This is a genomic window from Lysobacter sp. P5_B9 (assembly GCF_054049835.1).
Genome location: NZ_JBFULP010000004.1, coordinates 193,405 through 212,610, shown reverse-complemented (window position 1 = coordinate 212,610; position 19,206 = coordinate 193,405). Strand labels below are relative to the sequence as shown.

The following is a 19,206-nucleotide window of genomic DNA, read 5'->3' as shown; positions in this document are numbered from 1 at the left end:
CGGCGATGACTGCGTGACGCGCCGCGTGATCGCACCGCGCCGCGCCCAAACAGCAAGCCCGCCGGGTGGCGGGCTTGGCTGTGTCATCGGATAACCGCACGACTCAGGCGGTCGCCTTCGCCGGTTCCTCGGCGTAGCGCCTGGTCATCCACCACTGCTGCAGCAGGCTGAGGCCGCCGTTGGTGATCCAGTACAGCACCAGGCCAGCCGGCATGAAGGCGAACAGCACGCCGAACACCAGCGGCATGAATTGCATCATCTTCTGCTGCATCGGATCCATGCCCGGCGCCTGCGGCGCGAGCTTCTGCGTGAACCACATCACCGCGAGGTTGATGACCGGCAGGATGAAGTAGGGGTCGCGCGCGGTCAGGTCGGTGATCCAGCCCATCCACGGGGCGTGGCGCAGCTCGACCGACTCCGACAGCATCCAGTACAGGCACAGGAACACCGGCATCTGCACCAGGATCGGCAGGCAGCCGCCGACCGGATTGATCTTCTCCTTCTTGTACAGCTCCATCATCGCCATCTGCAGCTTCTGCTTGTCGTCGCCGTAGCGCTCCTGCAGCTGCTTGATGCGCGGCTGGAACTTGCGCATCTTCGCCATCGACTTGTACTGCGCGGACGACAGCGGATACATCACGGCCTTGATCAGCACGACCAGGCCGACAATCGACCAGCCCCAGTTGCCCAGCAGGCCGTGGAGCTTGTCGAGCACCCAGAACAGCCAGCCGGCAAGCGTTGCGGCCCAGGCATAGGAGGAGAAGTCGACGGCGCGGTCGAGGCCCTTCACCTGCTGGGCGTCGATCTGCTTGACCAGCTTCGGCCCGACCCACAGGCGCGCGGTCGTCACGTCCTTGCCGCCGGCGGCGACGGAGAATGACGGGCCTTTGGCCTCGATCGTGTAGCGGTTGCCCTGCTGGCCCAGCGCGTACAGCGCCGGCTGGTCCTTCTGCGGGATCCACGCGGCGAAGAAGTGGTGCTGCAGCATGCCGACCCAGCCGCCGGTCACCTGCTCGTCCAGCGCCTCGCCGGCGAACTTGTCGAACTTGCGTTTCTCGTACTCGCTGCCGTTGAACCAGGCGGCGCCCTGGAAGCTGTATTTCTCGGCATTCATCGGACCGCTGCTGGCGATCGCGCGCGGCACGCGGCTGAGCTGGCGATAGATGTAGCCCTGCCACGGTGCGGTGCCGGCGTTGACGACTTCATCGCGCACCTGCACGACGTAACTGCCGCGCTGGAACGTGAAGGTACGGCGGATCGTCACGCCGTTGGACCCGGACCACACGAACGGCACGCTGAGTTCCTGCTGCCCGTCGAGCTGGTAATCACGCGCGCCTTCGACGCGGAACACTCCCTCTTGCCCGGGTGCGATCCCACCGGTGCTGGTCCAGCCGCTGCGCGCGACGAAGTAGTGCGCATCGTCATCGGCGAACAGGCGCACCGGCTCGCTGTTGGCGGCGGCGAGGGTCGGATACTTCAACAGGTCGGCCTGGCGCAACTCGCCGCCGTCGAGAACGACGTGCAGCACGTCGGTGGTGATTTCGACCGGTTCACTTCCCGGCGCGACGGCGTTGGCCTCGCCGGGCGTGGCTGCGGGGACGCTGCCCGGTGCGGCGGGCACGGCAGTGGCAGCAGCCGGGACCGGTGCGGTGGAGGCCGGGACGCGGGCGTCATTCGCCACCACGGCCGCTGTGTCGACCGTCGGTGCGGCTTTTTCCTTGCCCCACTCCATCCACAGCAGGGTCGCCACCATCAGCCAGGCGAAGATAAGGAAAAGGCGGGTCTGATTCATGGGGCAGGCAGGCTCGGCCGACACGCAGGGTCGGCACAGTCAGGGGGAGTTGGGGTCGGGCTCGTTCGATGCAAGCGCGTCCGGCGCGGGCGGCATTGTGCAGGGCACGGGTGCCACGGGCAACGCGCCATGGCGGCGCAGCAGATCGAGAAAATGACGCTCGAGCTGTTCCCGCGTGGCTGCACGCGCGGCCGGGCGCGCAACGACCACATAGTCGCCCGCGGCGAGGTCCGCGCGGTGCTGGCGGAATACCTCGCGCAAGGCGCGTTTGATGCGGTTGCGGCCGACGGCGTGGGGGTCGACCTTGCGCGACACGGCCAGCCCGAGCCGGGCGGGCGTGTCGTTGGCATGCCAATGCACGGCCAGCCGCGGCGTGGCCTGGCGGCGACCCTGTTCGAAGATGCGATCGAAATCCGCACGCGCGCGCACCCGCGCAGTGCGCGGGAAGCGGGAGGTCATCGGAGTCATGCGGCCGCCGCTGTGGCGTCCGTCGACAAGTCAGCTAGAGCGAAACCGGCCAGGCCGAAACTGGCCAGAACCGGACGCAGCGGCTTGCGCTCAGGCGCAAAGACGCTTGCGGCCCTTGGCGCGACGACGCGCGAGGATCTTGCGGCCATCGGCCGTCGCCATGCGGGCACGGAAGCCGTGGTCGCGCTTGCGCTTGAGGTTGCTGGGCTGGTAGGTGCGCTTGGTGGCCATGGGCGGCTCGGCGTGAACGGCGGAAAAGACCGCGGATTCTAGCGGGGTCACGGGGGCAAGGTCAACCCGGGCCTGGGCTCCGGTTTGGGGCAGCGCGTTGGGACAGCGCGCGCGCCGGTCAGGTTTCGCCCAACCCATCCCCCCAACCAAAACGGATGCGACGCGCGCCGACGGATGATAGTCTGGCCCGCCCCCGTCCTGTCTGCATCGCGATGTCTTGTCATCGCGTGCGGCAGCGCTTTCCCTGCCTTCTGGGCGAAATTTTATCGACTGCGTGGTCCCCGATCTCAAGATGGAAGCCTGGCCCCGCTGCCTCGAACGCCTGGAAGCCGAATTCCCGGCCGAAGACGTCCACACCTGGCTCAAGCCGTTGCAGGCTACGCGCCGCGACCATGTGACCGTGCTGTACGCGCCCAACGCCTTCGTGGTCGAACACGTGCGTGCGCGCTACCTCGGCCGCATCCGCGAGCTGCTCAGCCACTTCGCCGGCAGCGACGAGGTCCAGCTGGAAATCGGCACCCTGCCGCGCGCGTCCGCACCGGCGCCCCTGACCGAGTCCATCCCGGTCCGCGGCGGCGCCGAACCCACGCGCAGCGAGCCCTTCGAGGGCAACCTCGACGCCCACTACACCTTCGACAATTTCGTCGAGGGGCGGAGCAACCAGCTCGGTCGCGCCGCGGCGCTGCAGGCTGCGGCACGTCCCGGCGACCGCGCCCACAATCCGCTGCTGCTGTATGGCGGCACCGGCCTGGGCAAGACCCACCTGATGTTCGCCGCCGGCAACGCGATGCGCGCGGCCAATCCGAACATGCGCGTGTTGTACCTGCGCAGCGAGCAGTTTCTGGCGTCGTTGATGAAGGCGTTGCAGGACCGCACCAATGGCATGGCTGCGTTCAAGCGGCAGTTCCAGCAGGTCGATGCGCTGCTGATCGACGACATCCAGTTCTTCGCCGGCAAGGACCGCACCCAGGAAGAGTTCTTCCACACCTTCAACGCGCTGATCGATGGCAAGCAGCAGATCATCCTGACCTGCGACCGCTTCCCGCGCGAAGTGGAGGGCCTGGAGCCGCGGCTGAAATCGCGCCTGGGTTGGGGCCTGTCGGTGGCGATCGATCCGCCCGACTTCGAGACGCGCGCGCAGATCGTGCTGTCCAAGGCACGCGAGCGCGGTGCGCACATCCCCGAGGACGTCGCCTTCCTGCTGGCCAAGAAGATGCGCAGCAACGTGCGCGACCTGGAAGGCGCGCTCAATACGCTTGCGGCGCGCGCCAACTTCACCGGCCGCACCATCACCACCGAGTTCGCGCAGGAAACATTGCGCGACCTGCTGCGCGCGCAGCAACAGGCGATCGGCATCCCCAACATCCAGAAGGTGGTGGCGGATTACTACGGCCTGCAGATCAAGGATCTGCTCGGCAAGCGGCGCACGCGTTCACTGGCGCGCCCGCGGCAGATGGCGATGGCGCTGGCGAAGGAATTGACCGAGCACTCTCTGCCCGAGATCGGCGACGCCTTCGCCGGCCGCGACCACACCACCGTGCTGCATGCCTGCCGCCAGATCCGTGGCCTGCTCGAGACCGACGGCAAGCTGCGCGAGGATTGGGACAAGCTGATCCGCAAGCTCAGCGAGTAGCGTAGCTCCCGGCGCCTCCGGGACGCCGCCGAACCCGGCCTGCATCGCCAGCCCTTGTGCCCGGACCAGCTCCGGGCCGCAATATTTTCCGTTCCCCGCTGCGCGTCATGGCCGCGGCGCGGTATCGTTCACACCATGCGGTCGCGCCCTGTGGGCAAACGCCTGCCACGCGCCCGCACACAGCGCTCCAGAGGTTTTCAGTCCGGTGGATAAGCGGTGGATGACTCCGCTTGCGCACAGGGTGCTGCGGACGAGTTGCGTACAAGTTGTGGACAACTGGACCGCGGTACGCCCCGGAGAAAGTTGTCCACAGCTTGTGCCCCGGCTGGCCTGGGGTTTCCACAAGGTTTTAACTTTGTTTTTTCCTAATTAAATCAAAGGCTTGATGCTGTTTTCAGCGTTTTAGCGCTGCTCCATCATCACCATGCTTTTGATTTATTCACTACTTTTGTTTTGGTAAGGGGAGCGTCATCGATGCGTTTCAGCCTGCAACGCGAAGTGTTCCTGAAACCATTGGCGCAAGTCGTCAATGTCGTTGAGCGTCGGCAAACCCTGCCGGTCCTCGCCAATCTGCTGGTCCAGGTCAAAGCCGGACAGCTCTCACTGACGGGTACCGATCTCGAAGTCGAGATGGTGTCGCGCATCGGTGTGGACGACGCGCAGGACGGCGAGACCACGATCCCGGCCCGCAAGCTGTTCGAGATCGTCCGCGCCCTGCCTGATGGCAGCAAGGTCACCGTCTCGCAGACGGCGGAGAAGATCACGGTGCAGGCGGGACGCTCCCGCTTCACGCTGTCCACCCTGCCCGCCAACGACTTCCCCTCGATCGACGAGGTCGAGGCGACCGAGCGTGTGCGGGTACCCGAAGCGAGCCTGAAGGAGCTGATCGAACGCACGGCGTTCGCCATGGCCCAACAGGACGTGCGCTACTACCTCAACGGCCTGCTCTTCGATTTGCGCGAGACCTCGCTGCGCTGTGTGGCCACCGATGGCCACCGCCTGGCCTTGTGTGAGGCCCCCCTCGATGCCGGTGCCAGTACCAAGCGCCAGATCATCGTGCCGCGCAAGGGTGTGACCGAGCTGCAACGCCTGCTTGAAGGCGGCGAGCGCGAACTGGAACTGGAAATGGGCCGCAGCCATCTGCGGGTGAAGCGCGACGATGTCACCTTCACCAGCAAGCTGATCGACGGGCGTTTTCCCGACTACGAGGCCGTGATCCCGATCGGTGCGGACAAGGAAGTGCGGATCGACCGCGAGGTGCTGCGCGCATCGCTGCAGCGCGCCGCGATCCTGTCCAACGAGAAGTACCGCGGCGTGCGCATCGAAGTGTCGCCCGGCCAGCTCAAGATCAGCGCGCACAACCCCGAGCAGGAAGAGGCGCAGGAAGAGGTCGAAGCCGAAACACGGGTCAGCGACCTGGCCGTGGGCTTCAACGTCAACTACCTGCTCGATGCCCTGACTGCCTTGCGCGATGAGAACGTGGTGTTGGCCCTGCGCGACGCCAATTCATCGGCGATGGTGCGGGAGGCGTCGAATGAGCGCTGCCGCCATGTCGTGATGCCCTTGCGCCTCTGATCCAGGCCTCAATGTTTCACGTGGAACGCCCGGCCCCGGCTGGGCGTTTTCTTTTGGGGCTCTCCTCCTTGTCCGGTTCCACCTGCACACTAGAGTCCATCCATGCACGTCACCCGCCTCGACCTCCGCAACCTGCGTCGTTTTTCCGACGCCAGCCTGCGACCTGCCGCAGGGGTCAACCTGATCATCGGGGACAACGGCGCCGGTAAGACCAGCATCCTCGAAGGCCTGCACCTGATGGCCTACGGACGCAGCTTCCGCGGGCGAGTCCGGGACGGCCTTGTGCAGGCTGGCGCGCCGGCGCTGGAGATCTTCGTGGAATGGGAAGAACGGGCGAGCCGCGCCGGCGGGGAGTCTCTCCGTTCCCGCAAGGCCGGGTTGCGCCACAGCGGGCAGGACTGGACCGGCCGGCTGGATGGCAGTCCGGTCGCGCATCTGGGCGAACTCTGCGCAGCGTTGGCCGTTGTCAGCTTCGATCCGGGCAGTCACGTCCTGATAAGCGGCGGGGGCGAACCACGGCGACGCTTCCTGGATTGGGGTTTGTTCCACGTGGAACCCGAGTTCCTGCCGTTATGGCGCCGCTATTCCCGGGCGCTGCGCCAACGGAATGCCCTGCTGAAGTCGCGCGCGACCAGCGCTCAACTGGATGCCTGGGACGCTGAACTGGCGGACGCCGGGGAGCCGCTATCCGTCCACAGACAGAATTATCTGGAGGCGTTGCAGCCCCACTACGCGACTCTGCTGGCCGACTTGGTCCCACAGGTAGGACAGGGCTCACTGCAGTACCTGCCCGGCTGGCGCCGGGACGACTTGTCCCTGCTGGATGCGCTGCTGGTGAATCGCGACCGCGATCAGGCCAGTGGCCATACGTCGGTGGGTCCCCATCGCGCCGACTGGACCCTGACGTTCTCCGCCGTACCGGGTCGCGAGGCCCTGTCGCGCGGACAGGCCAAGCTCACGGCGCTCGCCGCCCTGCTGGCCCAGGCCGGGCACTATGCGGAGCACCGTGGCGAGTGGCCGGTGGTCGCGCTCGATGATCTGGCCTCGGAACTCGACCGGCATCACCAGCGACGCGTGCTCGATCGGCTACTGGCCTGCTCGGCCCAGGTGTTTGTCACTGGAACGGAGCGGCCCCCCGGACTGACGGACGTTTCTGCTCCCATTAGTGTGTTCCACGTGGAACAGGGACTGGTTGGCCCAGTGTAGGCCGGCCAGCAAGCTGGCTCCTCGCCAACCCAGAGAGTGCGCGCGCGGCCCCGGGACCCCGGAAGCCGCTTGCCCCGGCTATACTCCACACACGTATTTTCATGTGTCTCGGTGTGATGCCTGGCCCCCGGCCAGACCACGCGCCGCCGGAGCCTGCTGCACCTCATGACCCAGATCGAACACGATCCCGCGAACGTCCCGACTCCCGTCGCCCCCTCCCAGACCTACGACTCCAGCAAGATCACCGTCCTGCGTGGTCTGGAAGCCGTGCGCAAGCGTCCGGGCATGTATATCGGCGATGTGCACGACGGCACCGGCCTGCACCACATGGTCTTCGAGGTCGTGGACAACTCGATCGACGAGGCCCTGGCCGGGCACGCGAACGAAGTCATCGTGACCCTGCACGAGGACGGCTCCTGCTCGGTGTCCGACAACGGTCGCGGCATCCCGGTCGACATCCACAAGGAAGAAGGCGTATCCGCGGCCGAGGTGATCCTCACCGTGCTGCATGCCGGCGGCAAGTTCGACGACAACAGCTACAAGGTTTCCGGCGGCCTGCATGGCGTGGGTGTGTCGGTGGTCAACGCGCTGTCCGAGCACCTGTGGCTGGATATCTGGCGCGACGGCGGCCATCACCGTCAGGAATACGCGCTGGGTGAGCCGCTGTACCCGCTCAAGCGCCTCGAGGATTCGAGCAAGCGTGGCACCCTGCTCCGCTTCAAGCCGTCGGTCGAGATCTTCACCGACGTCGAATTCCATTACGACATCCTCGCCAAGCGCCTGCGCGAGCTGAGCTTCCTCAACTCGGGCGTCAAGATCACGCTTATCGACGAGCGTGGTGAAGGCAAGCGCGACGTCTTCCAGTACGAGGGCGGCATCCGCTCCTTCGTCGAGCATCTGGCCCAGCTGAAGACCCCTCTGCACCCGAACGTCATCTCAGTATCCGGTGAGATGAATGGCATCACCGTGGACGTCGCCCTGCAGTGGACCGATGCCTACCAGGAAACGATGTTCTGCTTCACCAACAACATTCCGCAGAAGGATGGCGGTACCCACCTGATCGGCTTCCGTGCCGCGCTGACGCGCACGCTGAGCAATTACATCGAACAGAACGGCATCGCCAAGCAGGCCAAGATCACCCTGTCCGGCGACGACATGCGCGAAGGCATGATTGCGGTGCTCTCGGTCAAGGTGCCGGATCCGAGTTTTTCCTCGCAAACCAAGGAGAAACTGGTCAGTTCCGAGGTAAGGCCGGTCGTTGAAAGCACGTTCGGTGCACGTTTGGAGGAATTCCTCCAGGAACACCCCAACGAAGCCCGCGCCATCGCCGGCAAGATCGTCGACGCCGCCCGTGCCCGCGAGGCTGCACGCAAGGCCCGCGACCTCACCCGTCGCAAGGGCGCGCTGGATATCGCCGGCCTGCCCGGCAAGCTCGCCGACTGCCAGGAGAAGGACCCGGCGCTGTCCGAACTGTTCATCGTCGAGGGTGACTCGGCGGGCGGCTCGGCCAAGCAGGGCCGCAACCGCAAGACCCAAGCGATCCTCCCGCTCAAGGGAAAGATTCTCAACGTCGAGCGCGCGCGCTTCGATCGCATGCTGGGTTCGGCCGAAGTGGGGACGCTGATCACCGCGCTCGGCACCGGCATCGGCAAGGACGAATACAACCCGGACAAGCTGCGCTACCACCGCATCATCCTGATGACCGACGCCGACGTCGACGGTTCGCACATCCGCACATTGCTGCTGACGTTCTTCTACCGGCAGATGCCGGAGCTGCTGGAGCGCGGGCACATCTACATCGGCCTGCCGCCGCTGTACAAGATCAAGCAGGGCAAGACCGAGCTGTACCTCAAGGACGATGCCGCGCTCGATGCCTATCTCGCCGGCAATGCAGTCGAAGGCGCCTCGCTGGTGCCCGCCGATGGCGAGCCGCCGATCACCGGCGAAGCGCTGGAAAAACTGCTGCTGGCCTATGCCGGCGCACGCGAAGCGATCGCGCGCAATGCGCACCGCTACGATCCGATCGTGCTTGAGTCGCTGATCGATTTCACGCCGCTCGATGCCGCCACGCTCGCCAGCAATACCGACGAGCGCCACGAACTCGACACGCTGCAGGCGCGCCTCAACCGCACCGGACTGGGCAAGCCGCGCTATCGCCTCGAACTGCATCCGGCCACGGATGCGCGCCAGGCCGCACTGCTCGTGCATCGCACCCACATGGGTGTGGAGCACACCCAGGTGCTGCCGATGGCGGCATTCGAAGGTGGTGAACTGCGCGCGGTGCGCGAAGCCGCCGCGATGCTGCATGGCCTCGTCCGCGCCGGCGCGAAGATAGTGCGCGGCAATCGCGAACAGCCGGTTCTGAGCTTCGCCGAAGCGCAGGCGTGGCTGCTCGAGGAAGCCAAGAAGGGCCGCCAGATCCAGCGCTTCAAGGGCCTGGGTGAAATGAACCCCGAGCAGCTGTGGGATACCACGGTCAATCCGGAAACGCGCCGCCTGCTGCAGGTACGCATCGAGGACGCCGTGGCGGCCGACCAGATCTTCTCCACGCTGATGGGGGACGTGGTCGAACCGCGCCGCGAGTTCATCGAAGAAAACGCGCTGAAGGTCGCCAACCTGGACGTGTGAAGATCGCGTCGCGGTCGCCCGCATCTGGCGGGCGCTGCGTCGCTGCGCGGCCCTACAACATTGACGACGCGTTAATCCCTCGCGGTCTACAACGCGGAATACCCATTCAGGAAGTTGCCGATGAAGCGTCTGTTGCTTGCGGTCGCCGTTTCCACGCTCCTTGCAGGTTGCGCCACCACCACGTCGCCCACTGGCCGAACGCAGGTTGTCGGTGGCGTGTCCGAAGAACAGCTTGCGCAACTCGGCGCGGAAGCCTTCGCCGAAACCAAGGCCAAGACCCCGCAAAGCACCGACAGCCGCCAGAGCGCATACGTGCGCTGCGTGGTGCAACGCGTGGTTGAGCAGCTACCGCCTGACTGGCAGAACATCGGCTGGGAAACCGCAGTATTCGTCGACGACTCCCCCAACGCATTCGCGTTGCCAGGTGGCAAGGTAGGCGTCAACACCGGGATCTTCACGGTCGCCAAGAACCAGGATCAACTGGCTGCCGTGGTCGCTCATGAAGTGGGCCACGTCTATTCCCATCACCACAACGAACGCATCACCAAGCAGATGGGAACGCAGGGCGCGCTGCAGATGCTGGGCGCGCTTGCGGGCGCACGCTACGGCGAAGGTGCGGCGAATGCGGTCGTGCAGGGCGGCAGTATCGCGGCGCAGGCCGGTTTCCTGCTGCCCAATTCGCGCACGCAGGAAACCGAAGCCGACGTCGTCGGCCAGCAACTCATGGCACGCGCCGGTTTCGATCCGCGCCAGGCGGTCAACCTTTGGCAGAACATGATCGCGGCGAGCCGCAGCCATCCGCCGGAATGGTTGTCGACGCACCCCAATCCCGAAACCCGGATCCAGGAACTAGGTAGCCGCGCCGCCAGCCTGGTGCCGGTCTACGAACAGGCCCGCGCCACTGGCCACACCCCCAAGTGCGGCTAAACACGGACACAAAGGGCAAAACTGACCCCATATCGCCGGCACGGGCGTTTCTGTTAGCGTGACGGCCCCCTGACCCGGCGCTTCTCGATCCGGGCCGCACAAGCCGCAACATAGGTGACTGCCAATGAAAGCCATCTCTTCTCATCGCACTGTCCTGGCCGCCACCGTCGCAGCCGTGCTCGCCCTGGGTGCGGTTTCCCAGGTCAGTGCGCAGAGCGCCGCCCAGCAGCGTCGTGCCGACCGCGAAGCAGCCAAGGCCAGCAAGCAGGGCAAGGAAGAAAAGGCAGCCGTCACCTATCCGAACGCCACGCGTCAGGAGCCTGGCGCGAAGGCCTCGGCCAAGGCCTCGCCGAAGCTGCAGAAGATGATGAAGCTGTACGACGAGGAGAAGCCGGCCGAAGCGCGCGCAATCGCCGACGAGATCATCGGCACCGAGGCCTTCAATGCCTATGACCACGCCTTCGCCGCACAGATCGCTGCGCAGATCGCGTACGAAGCCGACGACGCCAATGGCGCGATCGCCTACCTGGACAAGGCGATGGCCTTCAATGGCCTGGACAACAACAGCCACTACAACGCCATGCTGATGAAGGCGCAGCTGCAGTTGCAGGAAGACAAGTACGCCGACGGCCTCACCACCATCGATCAGTTCCTCAGCGAAACCAAGAGCCAGCAGCCGGAACATCTGGTGATCAAGGGCAATGCCCTGTACCGGCTCGAGAAGTATCCCGAGGCCGCGGCCGTCCTCAAGCAGGCCATCGACGCCTCGCCCGAACCCCGCGCCGACTGGCAGCAGCTGCTGATGGCGGCCTACGCCGAAAGCGGCCAGGGCGACCAGGCGATCGCCATGGCCGAAAAGGTCGCGGCCAAGAGCCCGACCGACAAGCGTGCGCAGATGAACCTCGTGGCGGTCTACCTGCAGGCCGACAAGTACGACAAGGCGGCCGTGGTCCTGGAAAAGCTCCGCGCCGCCGGTCAGTTCACCGAGGACCGCGACTACCGCCAGCTCTACTCCACCTACCTCAACAGCGAGGGCAAGGAGAAGCAGGCCGCGGGCGTCATCCAGGAGGGTCTCGACAAGGGCATCCTCAAGCCCGACCACCAGTCCTATCTGGCGCTGGCGCAGTCCTACTACTTCTCCGAGCAGCCCGGTCCGGCCATCGATGCCTACAAGAAGGCCGCGCCGCTGGATGACGATGGCGAGACCTATCTCAACCTTGCCCGCCTCCTCTGGCAGGAGGCCCGCATCCCCGAAGCGAAGGAAGCGGCCAAGCAGGCCATCGCCAAGGGCCTGAAGAAGCCCGATGACGCCAAGAAGATCCTGGCGCTGCCGGCGAAATAAGAGCCAATTAAGAGTCGCAGAGCACAAAATACCGCTTCGCGCTTGGAAGCCCGGGCGCGACTTGGTATATGCTAGGTGGTTCCTGCGTTCTCGCCGATGCGAGCGCCGGAATCGAACATCGCCCGAGGCGCCCTGGCGTCCGGAACACTTCCCGAGCTACGGCGCATGACGCAAGCCTTCGAAATCCATACCCACGACGACGAGCCCGAAGGCCTTAACTGGGCGCGAATCACCGGCATCAGCATGGCGCTGGCCGTCCACGTCGGCGCCCTGCTGCTGCTGCTCGCTCCGCTGGCCGCCCCGCCGAGCGAGAAGGCCAAGGAAGAGACCACGATCGTGAATATCGTGCGTCCGCCGCCGCCGCCCCCGCCGCCGCCGCCGCCGCCGCCGGAAGAGCCCAAGCCACAGCCGGTCCGCCAGCTGTCGCCGCCGCAGCCCACGCCGTTGCCGCCGCCGCCTGAGCAGCCGCCGATCGAGGTCGAAGACCCGAGCCCGGTCGACCTGCCGCCGGTGCCGCCGTCGCCGCCGGCCCCGCCGCGTCCGAGCGAAACCATCGCCGGTTCGATCGATCCGTCCTCGCAGCGCATGAACCCGCCGGCTGCGGCTCGCGCCGGCGCGACCGGTACGGTCGTGCTGCTGGTCGACATCGACGCCCAGGGCAATGTCGTCAACGTGCGTGTGGAGAAGTCCAGCCGCAACCGCGACCTCGACCGCGCCGCCCAGGATGCTCCGCGCAAGAAGAAGTGGCGCTTCAACCCGGCCAAGGAAAATGGCCAGCCGGTGCCCAGCACCGTGCGCGTCCCGGTTGTCTTCAACTTCTAAAGCTTTCAAACCCCGGCCTCGCGGCCGGGGAGCACTGTAGTAATTAGCAATTCCACCTTCCACGACTAAAAGGTAAGCGTCATGTTGCAGGAAACCACCGCCGCCGCCGCGGCCCAGACCGGGGGCTCCAACGCCGCCGCCCTGTCGCAGATGGGCTTTGGCAATCTGCTCCAGGAAATGGTTAGCAACCCGGGCCACTACGCCGTCTCCTGGGCTGTGCTTCTCACCCTCACCCTGATGTCGGTGCTGTCGATCTACTGGATCGTCACCAACTTCATCAAGAACGTGCGCCTGAAGGGCACTTCCGACCGCGTCATCACCACGTTCTGGGAAACCCCGAACGCCCAGGACGCGATCCGCTTCATGGAAGAGCAGCCGCGCTTCGAGCCGTTCTCCAAGATCGCCCTCGATGCCGCCCAGGCCGCCGCGCACCACCAGCGCCACGAAGGCTCGCGCCTGGTCGAATCGCTGAACCGCTCCGAGTTCGTCGACCGTGCCCTGCGCCAGGGCGTGACCCGCGAATCCTCGCGCCTCGAGTCCGGCCTGACCGTGCTTGCCACCGTCGGTTCGACCGCGCCGTTCGTCGGCCTGCTCGGTACCGTGTGGGGCATCTACGGCGCGCTGATCCGCATCGGCGCCTCGGGCAACGCCTCGATCGACGCCGTCGCCGGTCCGGTGGGCGAAGCGCTGATCATGACCGCCCTCGGTCTGTTCGTCGCGATCCCGGCCGTGCTCGCGTACAACTTCTTCACCCGCCTGAACCGCGTTACGAACAACAAGTTCGATACGTTTGCCCACGACCTGCACGACTTCTTCGCCACCGGCTCGCGCGTCGGCGAAGTCGCCAAGCGCTGATCCCAGGTCACCAGTAGTCGTTTCGGAGTTCGGACATGGCTTTCAATTCTGGTAGTGGTGGCGGCCGCCCGATGGCGGAAATCAACGTCACGCCGCTCGTCGACGTGATGTTGGTGCTGTTGATCATCTTCATGATCACCGCGCCGCTGATGACGCATAAGGTCAAGGTCGATCTGCCTGAGGCGAACCTGACCAAGCGAACGGAAGAGACGATCAAGGTCACTCCGATCACGATTGCGGTCGAGGACACCGGTGCGCTGTACTGGAACGACGAACCGGTGACCAAGGGCGTGATCGAGAGCCGCTTCTCGGTCGAGGCGCAGAAGACCCCGCAGCCGCAGGTCAACGTACGTGGCGACAAGACCGCCAAGTACAAGCTGGTTCAGGAGGTCGTCCAGATCGCCCAGAACCAGGGCATGCGCAAGGTCGGCTTCGTGGCGATCAAGGATCGCTCGGGCCAGCCGTAACCGCTAACCGGAGAAATAGACATGGCATTTGCAAGTGGTTCCGGCGGCGGTCCTATGGCCGACATCAACGTCACGCCGCTCGTCGACGTGATGTTGGTGCTGCTGATCATCTTCATGGTCACCGCGCCGATCCTGTCCTACCCGATCGACGTCAACCTGCCGCAGCGTTCGTTGAACCAGCCGCCGCAGACGAAGGTCCCGCCGCCGCCGATCCGTCTGCGCATCGACGCCGCCGGCACGATCTTCTGGAACGATTCGCCGATCGATATGCGCGTGCTGCAGCAGCAGATGAACAATGAGGTCGCCAAGGACCCCACCAATCAGCCGCTGCTCGAAATTGATGTGAACCCGGATGCCGATTACGGCGTCCTCGCCAAGGTGCTGGCACGGGCGAAGAACGCCGACATGCAGAAGATCGGCTTCGTCCAGCCGCAGTAAGCCTGGCAAACGTTTCAAGCGCTACCAACAGTCGTGAAACGCCGCCTCCGGGCGGCGTTTTTTTATGCGCGCTTCGCGTGCCGCCAGGCCCGCCGCAGGTCGCGACGCCCGCGCAACCCCACGCGCCCCTTGTCAACGTTGTGAAGTCGGGCGTAGCGTGAAATCCAGGACCCGTCGCCCGGCGCATGCGAGGCCACCGGACGGACGAGGTCCGCGCGGCGCTCCATTCGACACGACAGAGGGAGGGCACCATGGCAACTTCCATGTTTGCGGGCGATTCCGGCCGGGGCACGCAGGGCCGAACGATGGCGGAGATGAACATCACGCCGCTGGTCGACGTGATGCTGGTGCTGCTGATCATCTTCATGGTGGCGGCGCCGATGGTGACGCGCTCGATCGACCTGCGGTTGCCGCAGACGCCGCCGCCGGGACCGCAGTCGATCAAACCGCCGCATCTCAGCCTCGGTGTGCGAGGCAGCGGCCAGTTCGTGCTGGATGGCGTCGTACTGAGCGAACGCGCGCTCGCATCGGCGCTGGGCGAAGCCGCGCGCGCGGCGCCGAATACGGTCGTGGATCTGTCCGTGAGTGGCGACGCCGATTACCAGGCGTTCACCACCGCGCTGACCGTGGCCCGCAACAACGGCATCAGCAATATCGCGATGCAGTAGGCCTCGCTGACAGAGCATCCAGCCATGGCGCGTTGAAAGGCGCGCCATGCGCCTGGCGACTTTGCGAGGGGATGATCGTTTGCGAGCCAGGCGGGACGCACGTGCCCAGCGAATGCAGCGTAATGCCTGCAAGCTGGTTCGCATCAAGCCGGTGAGCTGGCACGTCGTGCCGAAACGCGGTGCGCGTCACCCCGCGAGGATCGCCAGGTATCGCTTCACCGTCGCCGCAAGGCCGGCGTACAACGCCTCGCCGATCAGCGCATGCCCGATCGACACTTCCTGCACGTTCGGCACCGTGCGCAGGAACGCGCCCAGATTGTCCTGGCTGAGGTCGTGCCCGGCATTCACCGCCAGGCCTTCCGCCTGGGCTCGGCGCGCGGTCGCGGCAAAGCGCAGCAGCATGTCCCGGGCGTCGCCCGCGGCATGCGCTTCGGCATACGGCCCGGTGTACAACTCGACGCGATCCGCGCCGAGCGTCGCGGCCTGCTGCATGTCATCGCCCTGCTCGCCATGCGCGTCGGCGAACAGGCTGACGCGGCACTGCAGTGCCTTCAGCTGGGCCACCAGCGGACGCAACGCCTCGGCGTCGCGCGCGAAATCGAAGCCGTGGTCGGAGGTGAGCTGCGCATCGCCATCGGGCACCAGCGTCGCCTGCGCCGGGCGCACCTGCTCGCACAAGGCGACGAAGCCGGGATAGCCGGCGCGCGACGGCGCGAACGGATTGCCTTCGAGGTTGAACTCGACACCGTATTCGCGCGTGAGCTCGGCGAGCGCGAACACATCGTCGGCGCGGATGTGGCGCGCATCGGGACGAGGGTGCACGGTGATGCCGTGCGCACCGGCATCCAGGCAGGCGCGGGCGGCGCGGACCACGTCCGGTTCGCTGCCGCCGCGCGAATTGCGCAGCACCGCGATCTTGTTGACGTTGACGCTGAGGACGGTCATCGCCCGAAGTGTACCCGGCGATCGCGCACCACCACCGGGCACGACGGCGCCGCGACGTTCCGGCGGATCAACCGCGCGGCGGTTCGTTCTGGGTGGCCGCGGCGAGCCGGCGCGCTTCGGCCTGCTCGCGCAGACGCCGCAGCTCTTCCGGATCCAGTATCAGCTGCTCGTCACGCGCGCGGCTGCCGATGCGGTCGGACGCGAGCTTGAGGACGAAGGCGGCGAACATCGCCAGCGCCACCAGCAACGCGAACGCAAGGCCACCGGTCGTCGTAGCGGTGAACGCCATCCACAGGGCAGCAAGGGCAAGCACGAGGAACAACCAGGCCATGGGCGAACTCCCGAATACGCTGGGGGGCAGTTTACCGCGCCGGTTTGCTCGCGTTTTGTGCCGGAGCGCGCGGCCTCGGCCCGTCCGTCGCCACGCCCCTGCCTTGTGGCCAGACGGCGGCGGGCGCTACAGCACCGGCGATACCAGCCGCGCCAGCGCTTCCGGCAGGCGCGTGGCGAACAGGGACTGCGTGCGGTCGGCCGCCACGCAGCCCGAGGCCGCGCATTCGGTGTCCATCAAGGCCGCCAGGTCGGCGCACAGCGCGGCGTCGCGGAACATCAGCGACACCTCGAAATTGAGGCGGAAGCTGCGGTGGTCGAAATTCGCGCTGCCGATGATGGCGAGGTCGTCATCGCACAGCAGCGCCTTGGTGTGCAGCATGCGCGGCCCGTATTCGAACACCCGCACGCCGGCCGCGAGCAGCTCGTCGAAGTAGGATCGCGCCGCCAGCGTGACCAGCCGGCTGTCGCTCCTGCGCGGTACCAGCAGGCGCACGTCGAGTCCGCCCAGCGCCGCGGACGTCAGCGCCATGCGCGCGGCCTCGCCCGGTACGAAATAGGGCGTCGCCAGCCACACCCGCCGTTCCGCGGAATGGATCGCACCAACGTGCAGGCGGTGGATCGCTTCCCACGACGAGTCCGGTCCCGATACCAGCACCTGCACCGGCACGTGTCCGCGCTGCGGGACCGGCAGGGGCAGGGTGAGCGGCGGATTTCCGGTGGCGTAGGCCCAGTCCTCGACGAAGACCAGCTGCAGCGAACTCACCACGTCGCCTTCCACGCGCACGTGCAGGTCGCGGTAGGCGTCGGCGCGCAGGCGTTCGTCTTCCTCGTCGGTGATGTTGATGCCGCCGGTGTAGGCGATGCGGCCGTCGATCACCACGATCTTGCGATGGCTGCGCAGGTTGACCCACGGCCGTTTCCACACCTGCAGGAAACGCGAGGGGTGGAACCACGCGAGTTCGCCACCCGCGGTGACGAGGTCATGGAAGAAACGCGCCGGCGTCTTGCCCGAACCCACCGCGTCCAGCAACAGCCGCACCTTCACCCCTGCGCGCGCTCGCTCGACCAGGGCATCGCGCAACGCCGCGCCGGTCTGGTCCGGATAGAAGATGTAGTACTCCAGGTGCACATGCTCCTGCGCGGCGGCGACATCAAGCAGCAGGGCGGAATACTTCGCGCCGCCATCGACCAGCAGGCGCGCGTCGGTGGCGGACGTCGGTGGCAGGCCGGTCGTCGCTTGCCCCAGCCGTGCGAGCTCGATCGCGTCCGCGCTGGGCTTGAAGCCCTCGGGCGGGGGCGGCAGTTTGGCCTTCGCGCGGAAGCGGCGCAGGCGCTGTCGATGGATGCGCTGCGGACCCAGCCAGTAATAGATGATGAAGCCGACGTACGGCAGGGCGGCGAGGCAGACCAGCCAGCTCAGCGTGGCCACGGGTTCGCGCTTCTGCAGCACGATCCAGCCGCCCAGCCCCAGCAGGTACACCGCCCACGCAAGGGACAGGTAGAGCTTCAGGTGCGGCACCGCGAGCAGGGCCGTCCAGAAGTCGCGCAGGGCGTCGAGCATGCGGGTTCGATCGAAGGGATCGTCGCGGTGCGCGACGCGGAGAGCGTATCCCAAGCCGCGCGAATTACCCGTTCAGCGCGGCACCCACGCATTCAGGAAGCCGGGTTTGCCAGTTAGTAATATTGCTAATAACCTTGAGCCCCCTGACAGCATTGCCGTGAGCGACCCGCGCGGCGGCCCAATCGCTATGGAAGACGCCAACAAACCCAGAGCGCCCATCAAAGGCCGCGGCGCGGCGTCGTACGTGCACGGCCGCTATGCCGTCACGACGACCGAGGGTGCCGACGACGGCTGGGGTTCGGTCTACGAAGGTTTGGACGAGGCTCCGCGCCCCGCGACCATCGTCACCGAAGAGCGTGCGCGCAGCATCGTCAGCCACAACGATTCGCCCGACATCGGCTTCGCAGCCTCGGTGAACCCGTATCGCGGTTGCGAGCACGGCTGCGTGTACTGCTTCGCGCGGCCGTCGCATGCGTACCTCGACCTCTCGCCGGGACTCGACTTCGAGACCAAACTATTCGCCAAGACCAACGCCGCCGAACGCCTGCGCGCGGAACTGGCGCGGCCGTCGTACCGCTGCACGCCGATCGCGCTGGGCATCAACACCGATGCCTACCAGCCGATCGAACGGCGCTATCGCATCACCCGCCAATGCCTGGAGGTGCTGGCGGAAACAAAGCATCCACTCAGCTTCATCACCAAGAGCGCGTTGATAGAACGCGACCTCGACCTGCTCGCCGCGATGGCGCGCGAACGCCTGGTCAGCGTGTACTTTTCGATCACCACGCTCGACAACCACCTCGCCGCGAAGATGGAGCCGCGTGCCTCCGCGCCACACGCCAAGCTGCGCGCGATGAAGGCACTGGCCGAGGCCGGCGTACCGGTGGGCGTGATGGCCGCGCCGATGATCCCGATGATCAACGACCGCGAGCTCGAACACATCCTCGAAGCGGGCTACGAACACGGCGCGCGAGCCGCCGGCTACGTGTTGCTGCGCCTGCCGCACGAGCTCAAGCAGATCTGGCGCGAATGGTTGGAACTGCACTACCCCGACCGCGCCGCGCACGTGATGAGCCTGGTGCAGCAGATGCGCGGCGGCAAGGATTACGACAGCGCCTTCGGCAAGCGCATGCGCGGCGAGGGCCCATTCGCGCAATTGCTGCAGCAGCGCTTCGCCAAGGCATACGCCCGTCTCGGGTTCGGCCGGCTGCCGCCGCTGGACAGCAGCCGCTTCACGCCGCCGCGTCCGTTGTCGCCGCAGGGCGAGTTGTTCTGAGGGCTACGGCGCGGGCCATTGCCGCAGGGATGGACCCGC

18 protein-coding genes are annotated in these 19,206 nt (G+C 66.2%); 12 read left to right on the top strand and 6 right to left on the bottom strand.

Translation table 11 applies throughout. The features are described from left to right. Positions 1-103 precede the first annotated feature (103 nt). From yidC to rpmH, 3 genes are all read right to left on the bottom strand, one after another. The gene (yidC, locus tag ACXJJ9_RS10355; protein WP_457097100.1) at positions 104-1,792 is read right to left on the bottom strand and encodes a membrane protein insertase YidC; all 1,689 of its coding nucleotides are present in this window, start codon (positions 1,790-1,792) and stop codon (positions 104-106) included. A gap of 39 nt (positions 1,793-1,831) precedes the next feature. Then, on the bottom strand, positions 1,832-2,251 hold the full coding sequence (gene rnpA / locus ACXJJ9_RS10350) for a ribonuclease P protein component (RefSeq protein WP_457097099.1): 420 nt from the start codon (positions 2,249-2,251) through the stop codon (positions 1,832-1,834). Between the two features lie 99 nt (positions 2,252-2,350). Beyond that, positions 2,351-2,491 (bottom strand): 50S ribosomal protein L34, encoded by a 141-nt coding sequence (gene rpmH, locus ACXJJ9_RS10345; protein ID WP_031374044.1) that lies wholly within the window; start codon positions 2,489-2,491, stop codon positions 2,351-2,353. A gap of 292 nt (positions 2,492-2,783) precedes the next feature. Between rpmH and dnaA the strand changes: the two genes are divergently transcribed. From dnaA to ACXJJ9_RS10290, 11 genes are all read left to right on the top strand, one after another. Beyond that, positions 2,784-4,124, top strand: a complete 1,341-nt coding sequence (gene dnaA / locus ACXJJ9_RS10340; protein ID WP_457097098.1) for a chromosomal replication initiator protein DnaA — start codon at positions 2,784-2,786, stop codon at positions 4,122-4,124. A gap of 474 nt (positions 4,125-4,598) precedes the next feature. Then, positions 4,599-5,699: a DNA polymerase III subunit beta gene (dnaN, locus tag ACXJJ9_RS10335; protein WP_457097097.1), complete on the top strand. Its 1,101-nt coding sequence runs from the start codon at positions 4,599-4,601 to the stop codon at positions 5,697-5,699. Between the two features lie 102 nt (positions 5,700-5,801). Then, positions 5,802-6,905: a DNA replication/repair protein RecF gene (recF, locus tag ACXJJ9_RS10330; RefSeq protein WP_457097096.1), complete on the top strand. Its 1,104-nt coding sequence runs from the start codon at positions 5,802-5,804 to the stop codon at positions 6,903-6,905. Positions 6,906-7,070: 165 nt separating this feature from the next. Continuing rightward, entirely contained in the window at positions 7,071-9,533 is a 2,463-nt protein-coding gene (gene gyrB, locus ACXJJ9_RS10325) for a DNA topoisomerase (ATP-hydrolyzing) subunit B (protein ID WP_457097095.1), read from the top strand. A gap of 120 nt (positions 9,534-9,653) precedes the next feature. After that, positions 9,654-10,460 carry a M48 family metalloprotease gene (locus ACXJJ9_RS10320; RefSeq protein WP_457097094.1) on the top strand — a complete coding sequence of 269 codons (807 nt, stop codon included), beginning with the start codon at positions 9,654-9,656 and terminating at the stop codon, positions 10,458-10,460. Between the two features lie 124 nt (positions 10,461-10,584). Continuing rightward, positions 10,585-11,802 (top strand): tetratricopeptide repeat protein, encoded by a 1,218-nt coding sequence (locus ACXJJ9_RS10315; protein WP_457097093.1) that lies wholly within the window; start codon positions 10,585-10,587, stop codon positions 11,800-11,802. Between the two features lie 165 nt (positions 11,803-11,967). After that, entirely contained in the window at positions 11,968-12,624 is a 657-nt protein-coding gene (locus tag ACXJJ9_RS10310) for an energy transducer TonB (RefSeq protein WP_457097092.1), read from the top strand. Between the two features lie 81 nt (positions 12,625-12,705). Continuing rightward, the gene (locus tag ACXJJ9_RS10305; RefSeq protein WP_457097091.1) at positions 12,706-13,479 is read left to right on the top strand and encodes a MotA/TolQ/ExbB proton channel family protein; all 774 of its coding nucleotides are present in this window, start codon (positions 12,706-12,708) and stop codon (positions 13,477-13,479) included. A 35-nt stretch (positions 13,480-13,514) separates the two neighbouring features. Then, positions 13,515-13,946, top strand: coding sequence for an ExbD/TolR family protein (locus ACXJJ9_RS10300; protein ID WP_310054889.1), 432 nt, complete (start codon positions 13,515-13,517; stop codon positions 13,944-13,946). A gap of 21 nt (positions 13,947-13,967) precedes the next feature. Next, positions 13,968-14,384 carry an ExbD/TolR family protein gene (locus ACXJJ9_RS10295; protein ID WP_457097090.1) on the top strand — a complete coding sequence of 139 codons (417 nt, stop codon included), beginning with the start codon at positions 13,968-13,970 and terminating at the stop codon, positions 14,382-14,384. 251 nt (positions 14,385-14,635) lie between these two features. Next, complete coding sequence (locus ACXJJ9_RS10290; protein WP_457097089.1) at positions 14,636-15,052, top strand: ExbD/TolR family protein; 417 nt, start codon at positions 14,636-14,638, stop codon at positions 15,050-15,052. A 186-nt stretch (positions 15,053-15,238) separates the two neighbouring features. Here the strand turns inward: ACXJJ9_RS10290 and ACXJJ9_RS10285 are convergent, their stop codons facing one another. The 3 genes from ACXJJ9_RS10285 to cls all read right to left on the bottom strand — a co-directional run bounded on the left by ACXJJ9_RS10285 (position 15,239) and on the right by cls (position 17,891). Next, entirely contained in the window at positions 15,239-15,997 is a 759-nt protein-coding gene (locus tag ACXJJ9_RS10285) for a pyridoxine 5'-phosphate synthase (protein ID WP_457097088.1), read from the bottom strand. A gap of 67 nt (positions 15,998-16,064) precedes the next feature. Then, complete coding sequence (locus ACXJJ9_RS10280) at positions 16,065-16,328, bottom strand: hypothetical protein (protein WP_457097087.1); 264 nt, start codon at positions 16,326-16,328, stop codon at positions 16,065-16,067. Between the two features lie 126 nt (positions 16,329-16,454). Beyond that, a complete protein-coding gene (cls, locus tag ACXJJ9_RS10275) occupies positions 16,455-17,891 on the bottom strand; it encodes a cardiolipin synthase (RefSeq protein WP_457097211.1) in 1,437 nt (478 codons plus the stop codon). Between the two features lie 187 nt (positions 17,892-18,078). Between cls and ACXJJ9_RS10270 the strand changes: the two genes are divergently transcribed. Continuing rightward, a complete protein-coding gene (locus ACXJJ9_RS10270; RefSeq protein ID WP_457097086.1) occupies positions 18,079-19,167 on the top strand; it encodes a PA0069 family radical SAM protein in 1,089 nt (362 codons plus the stop codon). Positions 19,168-19,206 lie beyond the last annotated feature (39 nt).

Bases quoted from the DNA above. Each gene is read 5' to 3' on its own strand.
- dnaN (WP_457097097.1), top strand. From the start codon at position 4,599: ATGCGTTTCAGCCTGCAACGCGAAGTGTTCCTGAAACCATTGGCGCAA.
- gyrB (WP_457097095.1), top strand. From the start codon at position 7,071: ATGACCCAGATCGAACACGATCCCGCGAACGTCCCGACTCCCGTCGCC.
- dnaA (WP_457097098.1), top strand. From the start codon at position 2,784: ATGGAAGCCTGGCCCCGCTGCCTCGAACGCCTGGAAGCCGAATTCCCG.
- ACXJJ9_RS10300 (WP_310054889.1), top strand. From the start codon at position 13,515: ATGGCTTTCAATTCTGGTAGTGGTGGCGGCCGCCCGATGGCGGAAATC.
- rpmH (WP_031374044.1), bottom strand. From the start codon at position 2,491: ATGGCCACCAAGCGCACCTACCAGCCCAGCAACCTCAAGCGCAAGCGC.
- ACXJJ9_RS10285 (WP_457097088.1), bottom strand. From the start codon at position 15,997: ATGACCGTCCTCAGCGTCAACGTCAACAAGATCGCGGTGCTGCGCAAT.
- ACXJJ9_RS10270 (WP_457097086.1), top strand. From the start codon at position 18,079: ATGGAAGACGCCAACAAACCCAGAGCGCCCATCAAAGGCCGCGGCGCG.
- ACXJJ9_RS10320 (WP_457097094.1), top strand. From the start codon at position 9,654: ATGAAGCGTCTGTTGCTTGCGGTCGCCGTTTCCACGCTCCTTGCAGGT.
- yidC (WP_457097100.1), bottom strand. From the start codon at position 1,792: ATGAATCAGACCCGCCTTTTCCTTATCTTCGCCTGGCTGATGGTGGCG.
- rnpA (WP_457097099.1), bottom strand. From the start codon at position 2,251: ATGACCTCCCGCTTCCCGCGCACTGCGCGGGTGCGCGCGCGTGCGGAT.
- ACXJJ9_RS10310 (WP_457097092.1), top strand. From the start codon at position 11,968: ATGACGCAAGCCTTCGAAATCCATACCCACGACGACGAGCCCGAAGGC.
- recF (WP_457097096.1), top strand. From the start codon at position 5,802: ATGCACGTCACCCGCCTCGACCTCCGCAACCTGCGTCGTTTTTCCGAC.
- ACXJJ9_RS10295 (WP_457097090.1), top strand. From the start codon at position 13,968: ATGGCATTTGCAAGTGGTTCCGGCGGCGGTCCTATGGCCGACATCAAC.
- ACXJJ9_RS10290 (WP_457097089.1), top strand. From the start codon at position 14,636: ATGGCAACTTCCATGTTTGCGGGCGATTCCGGCCGGGGCACGCAGGGC.
- ACXJJ9_RS10305 (WP_457097091.1), top strand. From the start codon at position 12,706: ATGTTGCAGGAAACCACCGCCGCCGCCGCGGCCCAGACCGGGGGCTCC.
- ACXJJ9_RS10280 (WP_457097087.1), bottom strand. From the start codon at position 16,328: ATGGCCTGGTTGTTCCTCGTGCTTGCCCTTGCTGCCCTGTGGATGGCG.
- cls (WP_457097211.1), bottom strand. From the start codon at position 17,891: ATGCTCGACGCCCTGCGCGACTTCTGGACGGCCCTGCTCGCGGTGCCG.
- ACXJJ9_RS10315 (WP_457097093.1), top strand. From the start codon at position 10,585: ATGAAAGCCATCTCTTCTCATCGCACTGTCCTGGCCGCCACCGTCGCA.